The organism is Buchnera aphidicola str. Ak (Acyrthosiphon kondoi) (genome assembly GCF_000225445.1).
Classification (GTDB): domain Bacteria; phylum Pseudomonadota; class Gammaproteobacteria; order Enterobacterales; family Enterobacteriaceae; genus Buchnera; species Buchnera aphidicola_A.
In genome coordinates this window covers 287,313-308,274 of the sequence record NC_017256.1, presented here as the reverse complement: position 1 = coordinate 308,274, position 20,962 = coordinate 287,313, and the positions used below count along the sequence as shown (strand labels likewise).

At 24.7% G+C, this 20,962-nt stretch carries 20 protein-coding genes and 1 pseudogene; 9 read left to right on the top strand and 12 right to left on the bottom strand.

What is annotated here, in order from left to right; all coding sequences use genetic code 11:
• Window positions 1-8 precede the first annotated feature (8 nt).
• Complete coding sequence (locus BAKON_RS01425) at window positions 9-908, bottom strand: DMT family transporter (RefSeq protein ID WP_014499433.1); 900 nt, start codon at window positions 906-908, stop codon at window positions 9-11.
• Between the two features lie 231 nt (window positions 909-1,139).
• Here BAKON_RS01425 and trpD point away from each other — a divergent pair, with 231 nt between their 5' ends.
• The 9 genes and pseudogenes from trpD (at window position 1,140) to BAKON_RS01380 (ending at window position 9,876) form a co-directional block, all read left to right on the top strand.
• Complete coding sequence (trpD, locus tag BAKON_RS01420) at window positions 1,140-2,168, top strand: anthranilate phosphoribosyltransferase (protein ID WP_014499432.1); 1,029 nt, start codon at window positions 1,140-1,142, stop codon at window positions 2,166-2,168.
• Entirely contained in the window at window positions 2,149-3,510 is a 1,362-nt protein-coding gene (trpCF, locus tag BAKON_RS01415; protein ID WP_014499431.1) for a bifunctional indole-3-glycerol-phosphate synthase TrpC/phosphoribosylanthranilate isomerase TrpF, read from the top strand. Before trpD ends, trpCF begins: the two co-directional genes overlap by 20 nt.
• A gap of 78 nt (window positions 3,511-3,588) precedes the next feature.
• The gene (gene trpB, locus BAKON_RS01410; protein ID WP_264357807.1) at window positions 3,589-4,758 is read left to right on the top strand and encodes a tryptophan synthase subunit beta; all 1,170 of its coding nucleotides are present in this window, start codon (window positions 3,589-3,591) and stop codon (window positions 4,756-4,758) included.
• Complete coding sequence (gene trpA, locus BAKON_RS01405) at window positions 4,733-5,542, top strand: tryptophan synthase subunit alpha (protein WP_014499429.1); 810 nt, start codon at window positions 4,733-4,735, stop codon at window positions 5,540-5,542. Before trpB ends, trpA begins: the two co-directional genes overlap by 26 nt.
• Before the next feature lie 107 nt (window positions 5,543-5,649).
• The gene (locus BAKON_RS01400; protein ID WP_014499428.1) at window positions 5,650-6,393 is read left to right on the top strand and encodes a YciC family protein; all 744 of its coding nucleotides are present in this window, start codon (window positions 5,650-5,652) and stop codon (window positions 6,391-6,393) included.
• Between the two features lie 28 nt (window positions 6,394-6,421).
• Window positions 6,422-6,955 (top strand): septation protein A, encoded by a 534-nt coding sequence (locus tag BAKON_RS01395; RefSeq protein WP_014499427.1) that lies wholly within the window; start codon window positions 6,422-6,424, stop codon window positions 6,953-6,955.
• Window positions 6,956-6,992: 37 nt separating this feature from the next.
• A complete protein-coding gene (yciA, locus tag BAKON_RS01390; RefSeq protein ID WP_014499426.1) occupies window positions 6,993-7,400 on the top strand; it encodes an acyl-CoA thioester hydrolase YciA in 408 nt (135 codons plus the stop codon).
• A gap of 335 nt (window positions 7,401-7,735) precedes the next feature.
• Entirely contained in the window at window positions 7,736-9,196 is a 1,461-nt protein-coding gene (gene cls, locus BAKON_RS01385; RefSeq protein ID WP_014499425.1) for a cardiolipin synthase, read from the top strand.
• 247 nt (window positions 9,197-9,443) lie between these two features.
• Window positions 9,444-9,876 (top strand): annotated as a pseudogene (locus BAKON_RS01380) (transcriptional regulator).
• Between the two features lie 60 nt (window positions 9,877-9,936).
• Here BAKON_RS01380 and ribA read toward each other — a convergent pair.
• The 11 genes from ribA to mnmA all read right to left on the bottom strand — a co-directional run bounded on the left by ribA (window position 9,937) and on the right by mnmA (window position 20,747).
• Window positions 9,937-10,521: a GTP cyclohydrolase II gene (gene ribA / locus BAKON_RS01375; protein WP_014499424.1), complete on the bottom strand. Its 585-nt coding sequence runs from the start codon at window positions 10,519-10,521 to the stop codon at window positions 9,937-9,939.
• 56 nt (window positions 10,522-10,577) lie between these two features.
• The gene (gene pyrF, locus BAKON_RS01370) at window positions 10,578-11,318 is read right to left on the bottom strand and encodes an orotidine-5'-phosphate decarboxylase (protein ID WP_014499423.1); all 741 of its coding nucleotides are present in this window, start codon (window positions 11,316-11,318) and stop codon (window positions 10,578-10,580) included.
• Between the two features lie 93 nt (window positions 11,319-11,411).
• Window positions 11,412-12,365: a lipoyl synthase gene (gene lipA, locus BAKON_RS01365; RefSeq protein ID WP_014499422.1), complete on the bottom strand. Its 954-nt coding sequence runs from the start codon at window positions 12,363-12,365 to the stop codon at window positions 11,412-11,414.
• Window positions 12,366-12,491: 126 nt separating this feature from the next.
• Window positions 12,492-13,127, bottom strand: coding sequence for a lipoyl(octanoyl) transferase LipB (gene lipB / locus BAKON_RS01360; RefSeq protein ID WP_014499421.1), 636 nt, complete (start codon window positions 13,125-13,127; stop codon window positions 12,492-12,494).
• Window positions 13,128-13,164: 37 nt separating this feature from the next.
• Window positions 13,165-13,812 (bottom strand): YchE family NAAT transporter, encoded by a 648-nt coding sequence (locus BAKON_RS01355; protein ID WP_014499420.1) that lies wholly within the window; start codon window positions 13,810-13,812, stop codon window positions 13,165-13,167.
• A gap of 62 nt (window positions 13,813-13,874) precedes the next feature.
• Window positions 13,875-15,812 (bottom strand): exoribonuclease II, encoded by a 1,938-nt coding sequence (gene rnb, locus BAKON_RS01350; protein WP_044005660.1) that lies wholly within the window; start codon window positions 15,810-15,812, stop codon window positions 13,875-13,877.
• A 202-nt stretch (window positions 15,813-16,014) separates the two neighbouring features.
• Window positions 16,015-16,797 (bottom strand): enoyl-ACP reductase FabI, encoded by a 783-nt coding sequence (locus BAKON_RS01345; RefSeq protein ID WP_014499418.1) that lies wholly within the window; start codon window positions 16,795-16,797, stop codon window positions 16,015-16,017.
• An 82-nt stretch (window positions 16,798-16,879) separates the two neighbouring features.
• Complete coding sequence (locus BAKON_RS01340) at window positions 16,880-17,470, bottom strand: transglycosylase SLT domain-containing protein (RefSeq protein WP_014499417.1); 591 nt, start codon at window positions 17,468-17,470, stop codon at window positions 16,880-16,882.
• A gap of 90 nt (window positions 17,471-17,560) precedes the next feature.
• The gene (gene purB / locus BAKON_RS01335; RefSeq protein ID WP_014499416.1) at window positions 17,561-18,931 is read right to left on the bottom strand and encodes an adenylosuccinate lyase; all 1,371 of its coding nucleotides are present in this window, start codon (window positions 18,929-18,931) and stop codon (window positions 17,561-17,563) included.
• Window positions 18,932-18,969: 38 nt separating this feature from the next.
• Window positions 18,970-19,605, bottom strand: coding sequence for a high frequency lysogenization protein HflD (gene hflD, locus BAKON_RS01330; RefSeq protein WP_014499415.1), 636 nt, complete (start codon window positions 19,603-19,605; stop codon window positions 18,970-18,972).
• A 29-nt stretch (window positions 19,606-19,634) separates the two neighbouring features.
• Window positions 19,635-20,747: a tRNA 2-thiouridine(34) synthase MnmA gene (gene mnmA, locus BAKON_RS01325; RefSeq protein WP_014499414.1), complete on the bottom strand. Its 1,113-nt coding sequence runs from the start codon at window positions 20,745-20,747 to the stop codon at window positions 19,635-19,637.
• Between the last annotated feature and the right edge of the window lie 215 nt (window positions 20,748-20,962).

Below are 20,962 nucleotides of genomic sequence, written 5' to 3'. Positions count from 1 at the left end.
TTAATTATTTATGGTTTATTTTTTATTTTTTTTAGATAATCAACTGGAATCAAAGTTAATAATATTCCTATAATTAATGGGAAAATAAACCACATTTCACATAGTAAAATTGTATTTTTATAAATATAATTTTCTAAAAATCCAGCAATAACTGGAAAAATTAAAAAAACAGTAGAAGCATAAAATGCACTTACTTTCTGTTGCAAATAAAAAAAAGATAAAATACCAAAAATTCCAGAAAAATCTCCGAGATAAAATATAGCTAAAATAGATCTATTAGAAAAAGTATCAATATGAGGATTTTCTATAAACCAAGATATAGTAGATAATAATATTCCAGACACTAACGATGGTAAAGCATTAAAAGTAATAACAGATACATTACAGCATTTTTTTTGACATTCTGCATAAATAAAAGCATGACTAAACAATGCAAAAAGTAAAGCTAAAATTCCTTTCCATTGAAAAAAACATTCTGATTCTAATTCTATCAGTAAAACAGTTAATAATGTAATTAAAGAAATCAAAATACCTATTTTTTGAGTTAAAAATAATTTTTGTTTTAAGTATAAAAATGATACTGTTAATACAGCTACAGGCATATTTGAAAATATAATAGATGCGATAGAAGAGCTTACATAAGTTCCTCCATACAACATTAATGTAAATGGTATAGAAAAATAAAAAATAGAAATGATAAATTGAAACCATCTTTGTCCATATGGAAATAAAAGAGGCGTTTGTGTATAATATGCAATAATAATTAACAAAGGAGAGGCGACTAAAAAGCGTATTCCAGTAGCAAAAAATGGAGGAATTGTTTCTGTTGCGATTTTCATTGCGATCCAAGTAGTCCCCCAAGTAAGAGATACTAAAGAAAATAATATTATTACTAACATTTTATTCATGTAAAAACTCCAAAAAATAAAAATATAACATATATAATGCTCTAAAATGATAGTTATATTTTTATTTTTTTAGTATAAAATTCGTTTGTAAAAATCATATAAAATAAAGTTTTTTAAATTTAAATTGAATTATTTACATCAATAGATTATTGTGAAATTTAAAAAATATAAATTTTAAAACATTTTACAATTAATAAATATTTATTTTTAAAAAATTTTTAAAGGTAATAAATGCAAAATATTTTAAATAAAATTTATGATTCAAAATCTTTAACTCAAGAAGAAAGTTATCAATTATTTAAATTGATTTCTTTTGGAAAAATAACAGATATACAATTAGCATCTATATTAACAGCAATGCGAATACGGGGTGAATCAATTGAAGAAATAACCGGAGCAATATACGCATTTTCAGAAAAAATGAAATTTTTTCCAAAACCTGATTACATTTTTTCTGATATTGTAGGGACGGGTGGCGATAATAAAAATACTATTAACATCTCAACTGCAAGTGCGTTTGTTGCCGCTGCATGTGGTTTTAAAGTTATTAAACATTGCAATAAAAAGATTTCTAGTAAATCAGGCTCTTCTGATCTTTTAGAGAAATTAAATATAAATTTAAATGCATCTCCAGAAAAATCTCGTCAAACTCTAGATGAATTAAATATTTGTTTTTTATTTGCACCTAAATATCACGATGGTTTTAAATATTCTAATAATGTTCGTAAAAACCTAAAAACTAAAACTATTTTTAATTTATTAGGACCTTTTCTTAATCCTGCAGTACCTCCTCTTACAGTTATTGGTGTATATAACAAAAAACTCATCGGTCCTACAGTTAAAATATTACAAAATCTAAAATATACAAGAGGAATAATTGTACACAGTGATGATACTGATGAAGTTACTTTATTTGGAACAACATATGTTTCTGAATTACTTAATAAAGAAATTATATCTTACGAATTGCAACCAGAAAGTTTCGGATTAAAAACCCATCCTAAAAATAGATTAAAAATAAACTCATTAGAAGAAAATCACTTTATAATCAGTCAAATAATGCAAGGTAAAGGTAATAGATTACATGAAGAATTAATAGCAGTAAATGTAGCATTATTATTAAAAGTTTTTGGAAATGAAAATTTAAAAGAAAATACAGAGCTAGCATTACATAAAATCAGAAGTGGAGATGTTTACAAACACATAAGAAATGTTTCTGATATGCTAAAAGAAGACAATTATGCAAGAAAATATACTTAAAAAAATTATAAAAGATAAAATATATTGGATTACATTGAGAAAAGAAAACCAACCTCTATGTAGTTTTAAAAATAAAATCAATATAAAGACACGAGATTTTTATAGTTCTTTAAAAGAAAAAAAACCATGTTTTATATTAGAATACAAAAAAACATCGCCCTCTTTAGGGATTATTAGAAATAACTTTGATTTAGTTGCAATTTCTAATGTGTATAAAAAATATGCTTCTTCTGTTTCGGTTCTTACAGATGAAAAATATTTTCATGGAAATTTAAAGTTTATAAACATAGTACGAAAATGTGTTACTCAGCCTGTTTTATGTAAAGATTTTTTTATTGATCCATATCAAGTATATTTAGCTAGATACTATAATGCAGATGCTATTTTATTAATGTTATCTGTTTTAGATGATGCAAAGTATCAAGAATTATCTAAAATAGCAAAACTATTAAATATGGGAATATTAACTGAGGTAAATAATAAACAAGAATTAGAACGTGCCCTTGCATTAAATGCCAATATTATCGGTATTAATAATCGTAATTTAAACGATTTGTCAATTGATTTGAATCGTACTCGCATTTTATCTTCTTTAATTAAAAAAGATATTATTATAATTAGCGAATCAGGCATAACAAAAAATAGTGAAATAAAAAAACTTGGTAAATTTGTTAATGGTTTTTTAATTGGTTCACATTTAATGTCGAAAAATAATTTAGAAATCGGGGTACGTTCTATAATATTTGGCAATAATAAAATTTGTGGGTTAACTCGGAATACTGATATACAAATATCTGAAAAATGCGGGGCAATTTATGGCGGACTGATTTTTGTAAAAAATTCTCTTCGTTATATTACTAAAAAAACTGCCAAAAATATTATCATAAATAGCCAATTAAGGTTTGTAGGAGTTTTTCAAAATGAAGATATAAATACTATTGCTCAATTTTCTGAAGAACTGTCTCTCTATGCCGTTCAATTGCATGGTCAAGAAAATCAAGACTATATTAATAAATTAAGAAATATACTATCTGACAAAGTTAAAATTTGGAAAGCTTTTTCTATTCAATCTAAATTACCTGATCGTAAGTATAAAAATATAAATATGTATGTTTTTGACTCTTTTTTTGGAGGAAGTAATACATCTTTTAATTGGTCTATTTTACATAATCAGGTTTTAGACAACGTTATTTTAGCTGGGGGAATTAATTTAGAGAATTGTACTATTGCTTCCAAATTCCATTGTTCAGGATTAGATTTTAATTCTGGTATAGAAATATCTCCTGGTATTAAAAATCATGAAAAAATAAGATTAATTTTTCAACGACTAAGATATTGTTAAATAACTTTTTTTTAAATAAACGATAGGAGAAACTATTACGTGACTTTACTAAATCCTTATTTTGGCGAATTTGGTGGTATGTATGTACCTCAAATATTAATGCCTGCTTTATTTGAATTAGAAAAAAATTTTGTTTCTGCACAAGAAGACACTGATTTTCAAAAAAAATTTCATGATTTATTAAAAAATTATGCTGGAAGACCCACTCCATTGACTTTATGTAGAAATTTAACCAAAGGTACAAAAACGCGTATTTATCTAAAAAGAGAAGATTTGCTACATGGTGGAGCACATAAAACTAATCAAGTTTTAGGACAAGCTATGTTGGCAATTAGAATGAAAAAGAAAGAAATCATTGCTGAAACAGGTGCTGGTCAACATGGTGTAGCTGCTGCTATTGCTTGTGCATTGTTAAATTTAAAATGTAGAATCTACATGGGAGTTAAAGATGTTAAAAGACAAAGTACAAATGTTTTTCGCATGCAATTAATGGGTGCAAAAGTTATATCAGTAAAAAATGGTTCTGGTACATTAAAAGATGCATGTAATGAAGCTTTACGTGATTGGTCTAGTACTTATAAAACATCTCATTATATGATTGGTACTGCAGCTGGACCACATCCTTATCCTACTATTGTTCGTGAATTTCAGAAAATGATTGGAGAAGAAACAAAAAAACAAATTTTAGAACAAGAAAATAAGCTTCCAAATTCAATTATTGCATGTATCGGAGGAGGTTCCAATGCAATTGGAATATTCTCAGATTTTATTTATGATAAAGTTAATCTAATTGGTGTAGAACCAGCAGGTCATGGCATACATACAGGAAAACATGGAGCACCATTAAAACATGGTAGAACTGGTATTTATTTTGGTATGAAATCTCATTTAATGCAAAATCAAGAGGGACAAATTCAAGAATCTTGGTCGATTTCAGCAGGATTAGATTTTCCGTCTGTAGGACCTGAACATGCTTGGTTAAATAGCACTCATCGTGCTCAATATGTATCTATTACTGATCAAGAAGCGATCAATGCATTTCAATCTTTATGTAGAGAAGAAGGCATTATTCCTGCTTTAGAATCTTCTCATGCCTTAGCATATGCATTAAAAATAATGAAAATGCATCCTCAAAAAAAACAAATTTTAATTGTTAATCTTTCTGGTCGGGGTGACAAAGATATTTTTACAGTGCATGATGTTTTAAAAAAGGGAAAAAAGAATGAATCGATATCAGATAATGTTTAAAAGATTATCTTTGTTAAAAGAAGGATGTATTATACCTTTTGTGGTTTTAGGGGATCCTTCTTTAGAAATATCAATAAAAATTATTGAAGCATTGATTGAAAATGGAGCTGATGCTTTAGAGGTTGGAATTCCATTTTCAGATCCATTAGCTGATGGACCAACTATTCAAAAAGCAAACTTACGAGCCTTATCTAAAAAAAATACTTTTTTTGAATACTTTCAAATATTAAAAAAAATACGCGAAAAAAATGAAAAAATACCTATTGGTGTTTTGATATATGCCAATCTTGTATATAATCAAGGTATTGATAATTTTTATTTGCAATGTTTTGATTCTGGTTTAGATTCTGTTCTTATAGCAGATGTTCCAATTGAGGAATCAAAAGTTTTTTATAAAACTGCAAATAAGCACCAGATTAATTCTATTTTTATGTGTCCTCCGGATGCAGATAAAAATTTTTTACATAAAATTTCTTCATATGCACAAGGATTTATTTATGTATTATCTCGTGCGGGAGTAACAGGTATTGAAAATAAAACTTTTTCGTTACCTACAAGTTTTATAAAAAAAATAAAAAAATACAATTCTATTCCTTTATTACAAGGTTTTGGTATTTCAAATCCTAAACAAGTTAAAGAAGCAATGTTATCAGGTTTATCTGGCATAATATGTGGTTCAGCAATTATACATATTATTGAAAAATATTTAAATCAAGAAGATGAAATGATTAAAAAAATAAAAAGATTTATTAATTCATTAAAATTGTCTAGTAAATTAAAATAATATTTTTTATTAAAATTCATAATATATATATTTTAAAAAATATTCTTGTTTTAAATTATATGTATAATCTTTGTATTATATAAAAAGATTTATAAGGGAATATACATATGACAATTACAGTAAGCGAATTATATCATGATACATGTTATTTTTTTTGCAAACAAATAAGAATTATTTTCTTCATATCCATGTTTGTTACCTTTATTAATATGTTAATTAATATGTTAATTAAACCAGATGTATATATTGCATCTATAATAGAAAACAATGAATTTTTGCATTCTAGATCATTATTAGAATTAATTGAAAATATGGATTTAGAAGAAAAAAATGCATTATTAAAATATTCTTTTTTTAAAATCATAGAATTGTTAATCAGTAAAACAGTATTATTAGGAAGTATTATAATTTTAATTTCTATTTTATCTGAAAATAAAAAAAAATCAATTATATCATCAATATGTTCTTTGTTTTCATTTTTACCAAGTTTATTCATGTTAAATTTTTTGACTACTTTTATGATTCAAATAGGTTTTATGTTATTAATTATACCAGGTATATTATTATCAATAACACTTTCTTTATCTCCAATTATTTTTTCTTTTAAAGAACATGGATTGATAGATTCTATACGTCTTAGTATGCATATTTCTTGGAAACATATAAAAATTATAGGATCAGGTATTTTATTTTGGATGTTAAGTAAGTTTTTTTTAACAATATTACTAGGTCATATTTATTTTATTAATACAAATATTTTATTTTTAATATTAAATATTACTATGAATATACTATTTTCTATTTTAATTATATACTTGTTTCGATTTTATATGATTTTTTTACGTTCTTAAAAATTAAAAGATTATCTAGGTTTATATTATGAAACAAATATTAAATATATTACCAATGTTCATTTTTTTCATATTTTATAATTTTTATGATATTTTTGTAGCCTCTGGTGCTCTAATTGTTACATCAGGATTAATATGTGTACTTCATTGGTTTATTTATAATGAAGTAGATAAAATCGGTTTATTTAGTTTTTTTATCATTTTTTTCTTTGGTTCTCTTACAATATTTTTTCATAATAGTCAATTTATTAAATGGAAAATAACAATTATCTATATAATTTTTTCTATAATATTATTAATTAGCCAGTTTTTGACAAAAAAACCGATGATACAAAGATTTTTAGAAAAAGATATAAAAATATCTAATATTTATTGGCGTAGAATCAACTTTTTTTGGTCTTTGTTTTTTTTATTTTGTGGTATTTTAAATATTTATATAGCATTTTATTTTTCAGAAACAACATGGGTAAATTTTAAAGTTTTTGGTTTTACGTCTTTAACATTTTTTTTAATTTTAGTAACTGGTATTTATATTAATTGTAAAATATCAAAAGATAAGTAATTTTTTATAACATAATAATAGAGCGAACATTTTAATAATGTCAGAAAAAAATAAATTACCACAGGGAATAATAGTGTTAAAAACACTTTCAATGCCTGCAGATACTAATGCTAATGGTGATATTTTTGGTGGTTGGATTATGTCTCAAATGGATATGGGAGGTGCAATATTAGCAAAAGAAATTGCAGGAGGAAAAGTAGCAACTGTACGAGTTGATGGGATTACTTTTCTAAAATCTATATCAGTTGGTGATATTGTGAATTGCTATGCAAATTGCATCAAAATTGGCAAAAGTTCTATTAAAATTAATGTGGAAATCTGGATTAAGAAAATTTATTCTAAACCATTAGGTCAATATTACTGTGCTGCAGAAGCAGTATTTATTTATGTAGCTATTGATGAAGCAGGAAAATCTAGGGAATTATTACCTATGAGTATTATTTAAAAAAGCTTATAGAAATAATCATTTTCTAAAAATATATTAATTACTAAAAAAAATTTTCATTTATATAAAAAAATATTTTTAAGATATAATGTTCAACACTTAATAAAACTAATTATATGTTCATATATTACAAAATTTCTTTTTTTAAAAGTGTTGAATAAAACTAGTTTTATATGATTTTTTATTAAAATTTTAAAATGTTGATGAATAAATTTCTAGTATTTATTAATCATCTTGTTATTTTAAATATTAAATATACTTTATTATTGAAAATAGAAAAATGTTTAATTAAATATAAGACCTTTTGAAAAAATCATAAATAGGACCTTCAATGGATGGATATTTTCTATAATTCAATCAAATGTCTAGTTTTTTTAACATACTGGTTATTAATTGCTAATATTACTTTTCGAGTTTTAATTAAACGCCGTAATATACCCTCTTCTATGTCTTGGCTTTTAACAATTTATATTATTCCGTTTATTGGATTTTGTGTTTGGTTCTTTTTTGGCGAATTGTATTTAGGGAAAAGGCAAAAAAAAATTGCAAATAGAATATGGTCTATTTCTAATAAATGGCTTAATGAATTAAAATCTCGAACATATATTTTTCAATTAAAAAATAGTGAAGTAGCTACTTCTATATTTCAATTATGTAAACATAGACAGGGTCTATCTGGTATAAAAAGCAATAAAATTAAACTTTTAACTAATACTAAAAAAATTATGCAAACACTAATACGTGATATTTATTTAGCACGTAAAAATATTGAAATGGTATTTTATATTTGGAAACCAGGTGGAATAGCCGATGATGTAGCAATAGCACTTATTGACTCTGCTAAACGTGGAATACATTGTAGATTAATGCTTGATTCAGCAGGAAGTATTGAGTTTTTTCAGAGTCCCTGGGTTGAAATAATGAGAAAATCTGGAATTCAAATAGTAGAAGCTCTAAAAGTTAGCTTAATGCGAATTTTCTTAAGACGTATTGATGTTAGACAGCATAGAAAAATTATATTAATTGATAACTATATTACATATTCTGGTAGTATGAATCTCGTGGATCCCTATCTATTTAAACAATCTTCTGGAATTGGTCAATGGATTGACTTAATGACAAGAATAGAAGGACCTATAGCTGCGACTATAGGAATAATTTATTCCTGTGATTGGGAAATTGAAACAGGTTTAAAAATTCTACCTCAACTACCAAATGAAAAAGTTTTAGAAAATCAACCTAAAAAAAATTCTAGTATTCAGGCAATTGCATCTGGACCAGGATTCCCCGAAAATATGATTCATCAAGCATTATTAACAGCTATTTATTCCGCTAAAAATGAATTAATTATGACGACTCCTTATTTAGTTCCTAGTGAAGATTTACTACAAGCAATTTGTACTGCTGCTCAAAGAGGAGTTGCAGTTAGTATAATTATACCTTTATATCATGATTCTATATTAGTAAAGTGGGCAAGCAGAGTTTTTTTTAGTGAATTATTAGAAGCAGGTGTAAAAATTTATCAATTTAAAAAAGGACTTTTGCATAGTAAAAGTATATTAGTAGATCAACAATTAAGTTTGATTGGAACTGCAAATTTAGATATGAGAAGTCTTTGGTTGAATTTTGAAATTACTTTAGTTATTGATGATAGTGATTTTGGACATAATTTATTTTGCATACAAAATGAATATATTTCTAATTCTCAGTTGATAGATAAAAAGGTTTGGTCTATGCGTGCATATTGGACTAGGGTGCTTGAAAAAATATTTTATTTTTTGAGTCCATTGTTGTAATAGTAATGTTTTTTTAATTTTTTTAATAAATATTTAATTTTAGTGAAATACGTCTATTTATATTTCATAAAGTCATTAGGTTATTTTAAATATGTTTTTTAAGATTTATTAATAGTTTCATAAAAAATTTTTGTATTTTTAATATATAAATTCTTTTTTTATATTAAAATTATTAATTTCTCATTTTTGACATTGATTATTAAATAAAAACATTTTTATATTGAACTGATATGATGAGAACATGCTAATAAATGAAATACTAAAAATTCTGAATAATATTCGCACACTTCGTGTGTATTCACGAGAATATTCTTTAGAAACTCTAGAAGAAATATTAGAAAAATTTAAAGTTGTTATTAAAGAATGAAGAGAAGCAGAAAAAAACGCGATAAGAAAAAGAAAAATAAAAAAATATTAAGAAGTGTTAATAGCTGATGGTATAAACCCTAATGAACTAATTAAAAAAAACTAATTCTATTAAATCATTAGAAAAACGTAAAATACCAAAAAGACCGGAAAAATATAAATATATTAATAAAAATGGAGATTTTAAAACATGGACTGGTCAAAGATGTACTCCATCGGAAATTAGAAATGCTATTTTAAAGGACAAAAAAATATTAAAAGATTTTTTTATAATTCTTAATTCGGGGGTTCATCAAAAAACCCCTATTATTTAAGAAATAAAGCGTATTTTTAAAAAAATTAATAGCAATTTATATTTCAATAATTAATTATATTTATTCAGATAATAAGTGTCCCATTTTTTCAGCTTTAGTTTTTAAATAATAAGCATTATTAGGATTTTTTTTTACAATAAGAGGGACTCGTTCTATGACATTTATACCAGCATCACTAAGCATCTGAACTTTAAATGGATTATTTGTTAATAAACGAATTTCTTTAATATTTAATATATTAAATATATCAGCACATAATGAAAAATCTCTCTCATCTGCAGAAAAACCAAGTTTTTGATTAGCTTGAACAGTATCTAGTCCTGTATCTTGCAAAGCATATGCTCTTATTTTATTAAGCAAGCCAATATTTCTTCCCTCTTGACGATGATAAATTAATACACCACTGCCTTCTTGAGCAATTCTTTTCATAGACATTTCTAATTGACTTCCACAGTCACAACGCAAACTAAATAAAGCATCTCCTGTAAGACATTCTGAATGTATTCTAGAAAGAATAGGAGTGCTTTTTTTTATATCACCATATACAAGAGCAACATGGTTTTTACCATTTTTCTTTTCTTCAAAACCTAATATAAAAAAGTTTCCCCAAAGAGTGGGTAATATAGCTTTTTCTATTAATTGCATAAATCCTCCTAATTTAGGATTAAAAAAAATATTTTTAAATGTTTTTATATTTTAATTTATTGCATAGATTTTATTATTAAATCTAGTTTTTTAATTGGATTTTTTGACATAGTAATAGAACGTCCTATAACTATATAATCTATTTTCAATTCTTTTGCTTTTTTAGGAGTAATTATATTATTTTGATCATATGGTAAATCTTTAGCAATCCTAATACCTGGTGTAATAATTTTATATTTATTTCCAAATAAAAATTTAATTTTTTTAGCTTCTCTTCCTGGGCATACAATACCATCTAAACCACAATCATGAGATAGTTTTGATAATTTTAAAATATATTCTGTTAATGAAATTTGAATTCCAATTTCTTTTAATTCTTTTTCTTTCAAACTAGTTAATGCTGTAACAGCTATTAATAAAGGAGGTGTTTTAAAAGATTTCAATGCTTTTTTTGCAGAAATTAACATTTTTTTACCACCTGAAGCATGAACACTTAACATCCATATTCCTAAATCTGCTGCTGCTTTTATAGCATTAAAAACAGTATTTGGGATGTCGTGAAATTTTAAATCAAGAAATATGTTAAATCCCATTTCTTGTAATTCTTTTATAAATTTACAACCTAAAATTGTAAACATTTCTTTTCCAATTTTTAAATAATAAATTGATGGATCAAGAAGATTTACTAACTTCATAGCTGATTTTTTATTGCAAAAATCTAATGCAATAATGATTTTAGGTATGTTGAAAAAATTAGAATACGACACTATACAACCTCGAGTATCAATAATATACATCAATAAAAAATATTATTTCTTATACATTTTTTAATGTAAAACGTACTAGTTATATGACATATAAAATTTAATTTTTAAATACTATTAATATTATTATTTCTTAACAGGTAAATTCGATTGAAAACTAGCATGATATGATGAACGCACTAAAGGACCACAAAAAGCATTAGTGAAACCAATAGATAACGCTTCCTTTTTTATATCTTCAAATTCTGAAAGTGATATATAACGTTGTACTGGTAAATGACTGGTACTAGGTTGAAGATATTGACCTACTGTTAACAATGACACACCACTTGAATAAAGATCTTTCATTACTTGAGTAATTTCTATATCTTTTTCACCAAGTCCTAACATTAGACCTGATTTAGTTGGTATATTAGAATATTTTTTTTTAAATGATTCTAATAATAATAAAGATCTTTTATAATTTGCTCCAGGACGAATTTTTTTATACATTCTAGGAATATTTTCTATGTTATGATTAAAAACATCAGGTAATGCATTATTAAAAATATTTAAAACTAATTCTGTTCTTCCTCGAAAATCAGGAACTAGTATTTCAATTTTAACTGTATTTTTATTTCGAATAGCTTGAATGCAATTAACAAAATGTTGAGCACCTCCATCATGTAAATCATCACGTGCTACTGATGTAATAACTACATAATTAATTGCCATATCAAAAATAGTATTAGATAACTTTTGAGGTTCTTCTGTATTTACAGGATTAGGTGTTCCATGAAATACTGCACAGAAAGGACAATTACGTGTGCATATAGATCCAAGAATCATGAATGTTGCAGTACCATTATTAAAACATTCTGATAAATTTGGACAATGAGCTTCCTCACAAACAGAATGTAGATTGTTTTTACGTAATGCTTTTTTTATTTGATATATACGAGATGTATCAACAGGTATTTTGATTTTTATCCAGTTGGGTTTTGCTAATTTTTTTGTGACGTCATAAATTTTTTTAGTATTAATAATTTTTAATTTTTCTGATGTCTTATTGTTTAAAAAAACATCTTTATTTATCTTCATGAAATTTGTTATCTCAATTACAATTATTGAATATATACTATATATAAAATGACAATGATTATTAAAGTAAGAGTTCAAAATGTGATATTATATTCATAATTAATCAAAATTATTTGATTTATTTTTTTAGTCACCATTGATCATAGTAACTTTTAACAATTTAGATAATTTTTTAATTAAAATAATTTTTATATCTTTTAATTCAATGTTTACATTAAAATCTTTTATTTGTGTCATTTTTATATTTATGTCTCCACAAGGGTAAATATAATCAAATGGTTTTAAGTTCATATTAACATTAAGTGCTAAACCATGTAGAGTAGAACCTTTTTTGATTCGCAATCCTAAAGAACATATTTTTTTTTCATTTATATATACACCTGGTGAATTTTTTTTAGTGTATGCTTTAAGACAAAAACTATTTAAAGTTTCTATAACTGTTTGTTCCATTATGTCTATTAATTGACGAATACTAATTTTTCTACGTTTTATATTGATCAAAAAATATAATATTTGTTGTCCAGGTCCATGATATGTAATTTGACCTCCTCTATCAGTTTTTTCTATTGGAATGTCATGAGCACAAATTATATTTTTTTTATTGTTTAACTGTCCTTCAGTAAAAATTGGATGATGTTCTACAAACCAAATTTCATCAAATGTATAAATATCACGTGATATTGTAAAATTATTCATTTTATCGACAGTTGTTAACCAATGTTCTATTCCTAAATCACGAAAAAAAATTATTTTTTTTTGCAAAAATTATCCAGTAAAAATTTAAATGTAAAAAAGTAGGTTAATGTAATAATCCCGGGAAAATAGTACTAATACCTGTACTAATAAATTCTATACCCAAAGACATTAGTAACAAGCCCATGATCCGAGTAATAATATTAATTCCTGTTTTTCCTAAAATTTGCACAACACATGGAGCTGCTTCAAAACATAACCAGCATACAAACGAAAATAAAAAAATTACAAAGCTACATATAAATAAATTTGTCCAATTTGTATAATAAGTACTCCAAACAATAGTAGAGCTAATAGCCCCAGGTCCTGCAATTAAAGGCATAGATAAGGGGACAACACTTATATTATCTAGATTATTCTCTTCTTTTTTGTCTTTTTTAGAATTTATTTTTTTTGTAAATTGTCCGCTAATCATAGAAAAAGCTATACTCATAATAAGTATCCCACCAGCAATACGGAAAGAATTAATAGATATGCCAAAAATATTTAAAATATTGCTACCGAAGAATAACGATATTAACAAAATTAATGATGCTGAAAAGTTAGCTACTAAATTAGTCTTTTTTCTTTCTAAGAACGACTGATTATTCGTCATACTTGTAAAGATAGGAATCATTCCAATTGGATTAACTAAAGCACATAAACCTATAAAGAATTTTATATATATAGATAAATCAAAAATTGAAATATTCATATTATACTCCTAATTTATGTTAAATTTTTATAACTTTTTTAAAATATTTTATTTTTTTAATTTTAAAAATGAGGTTTAGCAATAATATTACGTGTTTCTAAACGAACATCTGATAAAGTAACCTGAATTAAATCAGATATTTTGTAATGCATAATACCATTAATAAAGACTTTTCCTAGTTCTTTATTGAAATTTAACTCGTTTCTAATAGGATGTATAAAGATTCCAGGAATAAAAACATTAGCACCATTTTCTATTAATCGTGCTCTTATTCCACTTCGAGAAATATCAGTTATTTCAGCGTTAAATTTTTTATTTTGATATTTTTTTTGCTGTAATAATATGGCATAGAGCCAATCTGAAATATCTCTTTCAGCCATGCGATTCCGTCTTCTTTGTTCGCTTATTATTAATTTAATATCTTCACTAGGTTTAATTGGTTTTTCTTTTTTAATAATTGATTTTAACAAACGATGATTAATCATATCACTATATTTACGAATAGGAGAAGTCCAAGTTGCATATTCTGCAAAACCAAGTGCAAAATGAGGTCCTGGTGTAGTGCTAAAATCTCCAAAAGATTGAAAACGACGAATACGACTATCAATATAATTATTTGATAATATATTTAAAACACGTCTAAGATTACAAAAACCTTTTAAACTAGTTATTTCTTCCGTACTAAAATTTAAATTGTAACTTTTTAAAAAAGAAACTGCATTTTCAGCATTGATAAAATCAAAACCGGTATGTATATTATATATACCAAAACCAAGATTTTTAGATAAAAAATTAGCAGCAGATATATTCGCAATTATCATTGACTCTTCAATTATTTTATGAGCAATGCGTCTTTTTTCAATTACAACATCTATGATGTGTCCATTTTCAGATAAATGAAAACGATATTCTAGACTATCCTTGAATAATACCGCATTTATTTTACGCCATTTTATACGTAATAAACACAAACGATGCAAAATTAATATTTGTTTTTCAATAGATTTTGTTGATGGTTTCCATTGTCCAGTTTTTTCAATCCAATCTGAAACATGATCATAAGATAATTTTTCCTTTGATTTTATCCAAGCTAAGAAAAAATGAATCTTATCAGAAATTCTTCCATCTTTTAAAATATTAATATGACATGCTAATGCAGGACGACGTTCATTAGGTTTTAATGAACATATATCTTCTGATAAATGTCGGGGCAACATAGGAATGTTAAACCCAGGTAAATAATTTGTAAATGCTCTTTTAGATGCTGAAATATCTAATTTACTACCATATTTTATATAAGCTGTTGGATCGGCAATAGCTACAGTTAAAACAATTTCACCATTGATTTTTTCATCAACAAAAAGAGCATCGTCAATATCTTTTGTATTTATATTATCTATAGTAATGAAATCTAAATCAGTTAAATCTTTTCTATCATCATGTTCTTTTAATATGAGATCATTTTTTTCTGATAAAGGTTCTTTTCTACTAAGATTATAACGTGCTAAAGTCACTAACCATGGTATTAACGGATCATTTTTTTGCGTAATTTTTTCAATCAGTTCAGCACAGAAAAAGTGATCTCCTTTAAGTTTATGTTTTGTTAATTGAGCTATAGCCCAGTCTCCATTATTAAAAATATTAACGCAATTGTTATTAAATTGGCACATTATAAGATCTTTTAAAAATGGATGATCTGGTATGATAAATAATCGGTTATCTTTTTTTTCTATTTTTCCAACAAACCTATTTAAAAAAGGCTCGATTAATTTTTCAGGTTCAACTATTTCTCTATCTTTTTCTATTTTTAATAATGCAATTATTTTATCTCCATGCATCACGTTTTTCATATTTTTTGGAGGTATAAAATAACTTTTTTGCAAATCTACTTCTAAAAATCCAAATCCCCTTTCAGTACTTTTTACTATACCTTCAACACGTGGTGTTTTAGCATGTAGATGTTTTTTTAACTGTGTAAGTAATGGATTATTTTGGAACATCATAATACGACCTAATTGTCATAGTAAAAAAATAATAATTTTATAAATTTAAAAATGAATTTAAATATATAATTTATTTATGAAATAGCAGAGATAATTATATTTTTAATTTTTTTAAATCATACGGTATATCATGATACTTTTTTGATGATAGAATGTTATGTTTTTTTAAAAAATTCAGATAAATTTTAAAAAAATAATATTATAAGATACTATTCATACTGCTTATATTAAAGCCATTATCAACATAAATAACTGATCCGGTAATACCTAGTGATAAATCAGATAACAAAAAAGATGCTACATTACCTATATGTTCACTGTTAATAGCATTTTTTAAAAATGCAGATGAATAAGAATAATTTTTTATTTTGTTAAAATTTTTAATTTTATAAGAAGACACAGTTCTAATAGGACTAGATGATATAGCATTAACTCGAATGTTTTCTTTTCCTAGCGCATAAGCCATATAACGAACATTTGCTTCTAATGATGCTTTAGCTAAACCCATAATATTATAATTTGGTACTACCCGTTGAGCTCCTAAATAAGATAAAGTTAATAAAGAAGAAAAATTGTTTAACATTTTTCTGCATTCTTTTACTAACGCTAAAAAACTATAAGAACTGATTTCATGAGCAATATTAAATCCCTCTCTAGTAACAGTATCAATAAAATCTCCATGCAAATGTTCCTTAGGACAATAGGCAATAGCATGAACTAATCCGTCAAAATTTTTCCATACCTGACTTAAGTCGATAAATAATTTTTTAATATTTTTATCATTAGAAACATCACAAGATAATGTGACACAAGATTCCATTGAATTTGCCAAATTTTTTATTTTTTTAGTTATTTTCTCATTTTGACATACAAAACCTAATTCAGCTTTCTGATGATATAAAGATTTTGCTATACCAAAAGCAATTGATCTTACACTTGAAATTCCAATTATTAAAATTTTTTTACCTTTTAAAAAACCCATTTTTATATCTCAAAAATATTTTAATTTTGTGTATAATTTAAAAAATATTTTTATATTAAATTATAAATTATAATGACTTTCATTAAATAGCGAAATGCTTGAGTTGCTGGATGTTTTTTTTTATGTGTGTACAAAAAGATTTTGTTGTCATAGTATTAATTATATTTATTGCTTCCTTACTATTTTTAGAAAATGTTTTCAGAAGTGCACTCATTCCGTTAACATATGAAACAATAATAGCATATCTCATTATATCTTTATTTTTTATGCCAATTAATTTTTTTTGTAAAAAACTAATATAAGCAGTTCCTATATTAATATTCTTTTTTGGATTATATAGTTCTTTAATGGAAGGCTGACCCTTTTTCCCATGTAAACGATATACTTCTAATCCAGCTGTAGAAGGTTTGATTTGCATTAATCCAATAGCATTTGATTTGCTTTTAGCATAAGGATTACCAGAAGATTCAGCATAAATAATAGATTTAATTAATTTTTGATCAACTTTATATTGCTTTGCAGCCACTTGAATAATATCATTCCAATTTTTTAAGGTATGTTCTATACTATTTTTTTTTAATAGATAATTATTTTTCAAATTTGGGTTTTTATGTACGAATTGATTACATCCTGTTAATAGTAGAATAGAAATGATTAAAATTCCTAATGTCACAAAAAATCTCCTCAGTATTTTAAATCTTTTGAATGATTTTAGATAAATGTATATAATTTTTATTATAATATGTTTTTTAAAAAAATTTTTTTATTTTATTTCATCAATAATTTGACTGGCTCCACCAATATAGTTACAAGGAGTAATCTTTTTTAAACGGTATTTTTCTTGTTCTGGAATATTTAAACTAGAAATAAATTCATGTATAATATTTTTGTTTATATCTTTTCCTCTGGTTAATTTTTTTAAAGTTTCATATGCATTTTTAATTCCATAACGACGCATAACAGTTTGAATTGGTTCAGATAAGATAGACCAATTTTTATCTAAATTTTTTAACATTTGCAATTCATTGATTTCTAATTTATTGATTCCTGATAATACAGAATGATATGCAATTATTGAATAAGAAATAGCTACTCCTAAATTTCTTAATACTGTAGAATCACTCAAATCACGTTGCCATCTAGAAATAGGTAATTTTGTTATCATATGATTCATTAAAGAGTTAGATAGTCCTAAATTACCCTCAGAGTTTTCAAAATCAATTGGATTAATTTTATGTGGCATTATTGACGAACCTATTTCACTATCGATTAATCTTTGCTTAAAATAATTAAGAGAAATATAGCCCCATATATCGCGATTAAAGTCAATTAATATTGTATTAAAAAGTGACATACAACTAAAAAATTCTGCAATATAATCATGTGGCTCAATTTGTGTAGTATATGGATTCCAATTAATTCCAAACGATATTATAAAATCCTCACTTATTTTATGCCAATTAATATCGGGATATGCAGCTAAATGTGCATTATAATTACCAGTACTTCCATTAATTTTTCCTAATATTTCTATTTTTTTTAATATTTTATACTGACGTTTCATTCGATAATAAAAATTAGCAATTTCTTTACCCATAGTTGACGGAGTAGCTGGTTGTCCATGAGTTAAAGATAATAAAGAACTGTTTTTATATTTAAAAACCATTTTTTTTAAGGCATTGATGATTTTACACCATAATGGTAAAATTATTTGATCGCGAGCATCTCTAATCATTAACGCGTAGGCTATATTATTAATATCTTCTGAAGTGCATCCAAAATGTATAAATTCTGAAATTATTAAAAGATTTTTAGATTTAGAAATCTTGTGTTTTAAAAAATATTCTAAAGCCTTAACATCATGCTTAGTTTTTTTTTCTATATTTTTAATAAATATTGCATCTTTTTCATTAAATTTTTTAACGATATTATCAAGAAATAGTATTTCTTCATCTTTAATATTACTAATATCTATTATTTTAGGTATGCTAATTATTTTTTTTAGCCATTGAATCTCGATATTAAGACGATATTTTAAGAAACTAAATTCACTAAAAATATTTCTCAATAATATTGTTAAGCTGCTATATCGACCATCAATAGGAGAAATAGCAGTTAAAGAAGTTAATTCCATATCTTATATCCTAATTTCTTAATAATTTACAACAAGAATTAAGTAACATATTTTAAATTATATAATATTTTTTTTGCTTTTTTAATAATAGAATATCTAAAATATATTAATTGCAGTTGATTTCCACCATATTGTTTCCATAAAACTATAGCACGAATACCTGAAAACAATAAACATCGAATTTTTTCTTGTATTCGAAGATCTTGTAAAAAATTTTTTACTCCTTTTACTAAAATTCGAGATCCTAAAGAGCTAATAATATTAAGATATAATCTAGCTAATTTATTAATTAAATTTTCGATATTATAATTTAAGTGATACTCATTAGCTATAACTGATATTTTATATTTTAAAGAATAGATCGCTATACGATTTTTTTTTAACTTTCTTTCAATTATTATCATATTAAAAATATATTTAATTAATTCAAAATATGAATGAGAAAAACTAGAAAAAGTTAAAAGTGAAACTAAAATTTTCAATCCCACGATTAGGTTTTTTTCATGATTTCCATATATTGCAATTACAGATGCAGGATTGATTTCTAAAATACTTTTTAAACATATACTAAATGCATTATTATCACATTTTCCAGAATGAGCTAATTGCTGTACTAAATGAGCTGATTGACATATGCCTGCAAGTGATAAGGTAATTAAGTGTATTTTTTTCATTATAATTATCTCCTTACTATTTAAAATAATTAAAATGATAATAATGGCAATCTAGATTCAATAATTCCGCCCCCTATACATATTTCTGATAAATAAAAAACTATTGATTGACCAGGTGTAACTGCGATAACTGGCAAATCAAATAATATTCTTATAAATTTATTATTGATATATTCTATTTTACATATTATATCTTTTTGACGATATCTTGTTTTCGCCATGCATGAAAAAGGAAAAGATAATTGATCGCTGTTAATCCAATTAACATTTTTTGCAATTAAACCAACAGACATAAGATATCTATTATAAGAGCCTTGAGCAACAATTAATATATTTTTTTTGATATTTTTTTCTACAACATACCATGGTATATTGTATTCTCCTTTTATTCCACCAATACCTAATCCTTGTCGTTGGCCTAAGGTATAGAAAAAAATTCCATTATGTTTTCCAACAACTTGTCCAGCAATTGTAACTATATCACCTTTATTTTCGGGGAGATAAAGACTTAAAAAATTTTTTAGTTTCTTAGGTCCAATAAAACAAATTCCTGTAGAATCTTTTTTTTCAGAATTTTTTAAATCTATCTTTCTAGCAATGTTTCTCACTTGTTTTTTTTTTAAATGTCCAATAGGAAATAAAATTCTTTTAAGTTGAATTTTGTTTAAAGTATATAAAAAATAACTTTGATCTTTATTGAGATCTGTTCCTTTTAAAAGTAGATATTTTTCATTTATTTTTTTTATACGAGCATAATGACCTGTAGCAATATAATCGGCTTGGAGTTCCTGAATAGAATAATTTAAAAACATATTAAACTTAATTTCTTTATTACATAATATATCGGGATTTGGTGTTTTCCCTTGTTTGTGCTCATTTAAAAAATTCTTAAAGACATATTCCCAGTATTCTAAAGAAAAATTTATTTTATGAAGATGTATATTTAATTTTTCACATACGTTTTCAGCATCAAGTAAATCTTGAGTAGAATTACAATATCCTTCTTGATCATCTTCTTCCCAATTTTTCATAAATAAACCTTCTACTTGATATTTTTGTTTCTTTAACATCCATGCAGAAACAGATGAATCTACGCCTCCTGACATAGCAACAATTACTTTTTTATTTTTTTTGATTGTCATGTTAAATAATATTAGTTATTAATATTTTATTTTTAGGTTTTTTAATGTATTTAATATTATATTATATATTATAAAAAAAAATAATAAATGAATTATATTTTTAAAATACGCTTTTTTAATAAATTTTTATTCTTAAGTAAATTACTTTTTATTTAAAATTCATAAAAATAATAAAAAATATTTTTCATCGCATGTTAAAATATATAAAACATAAA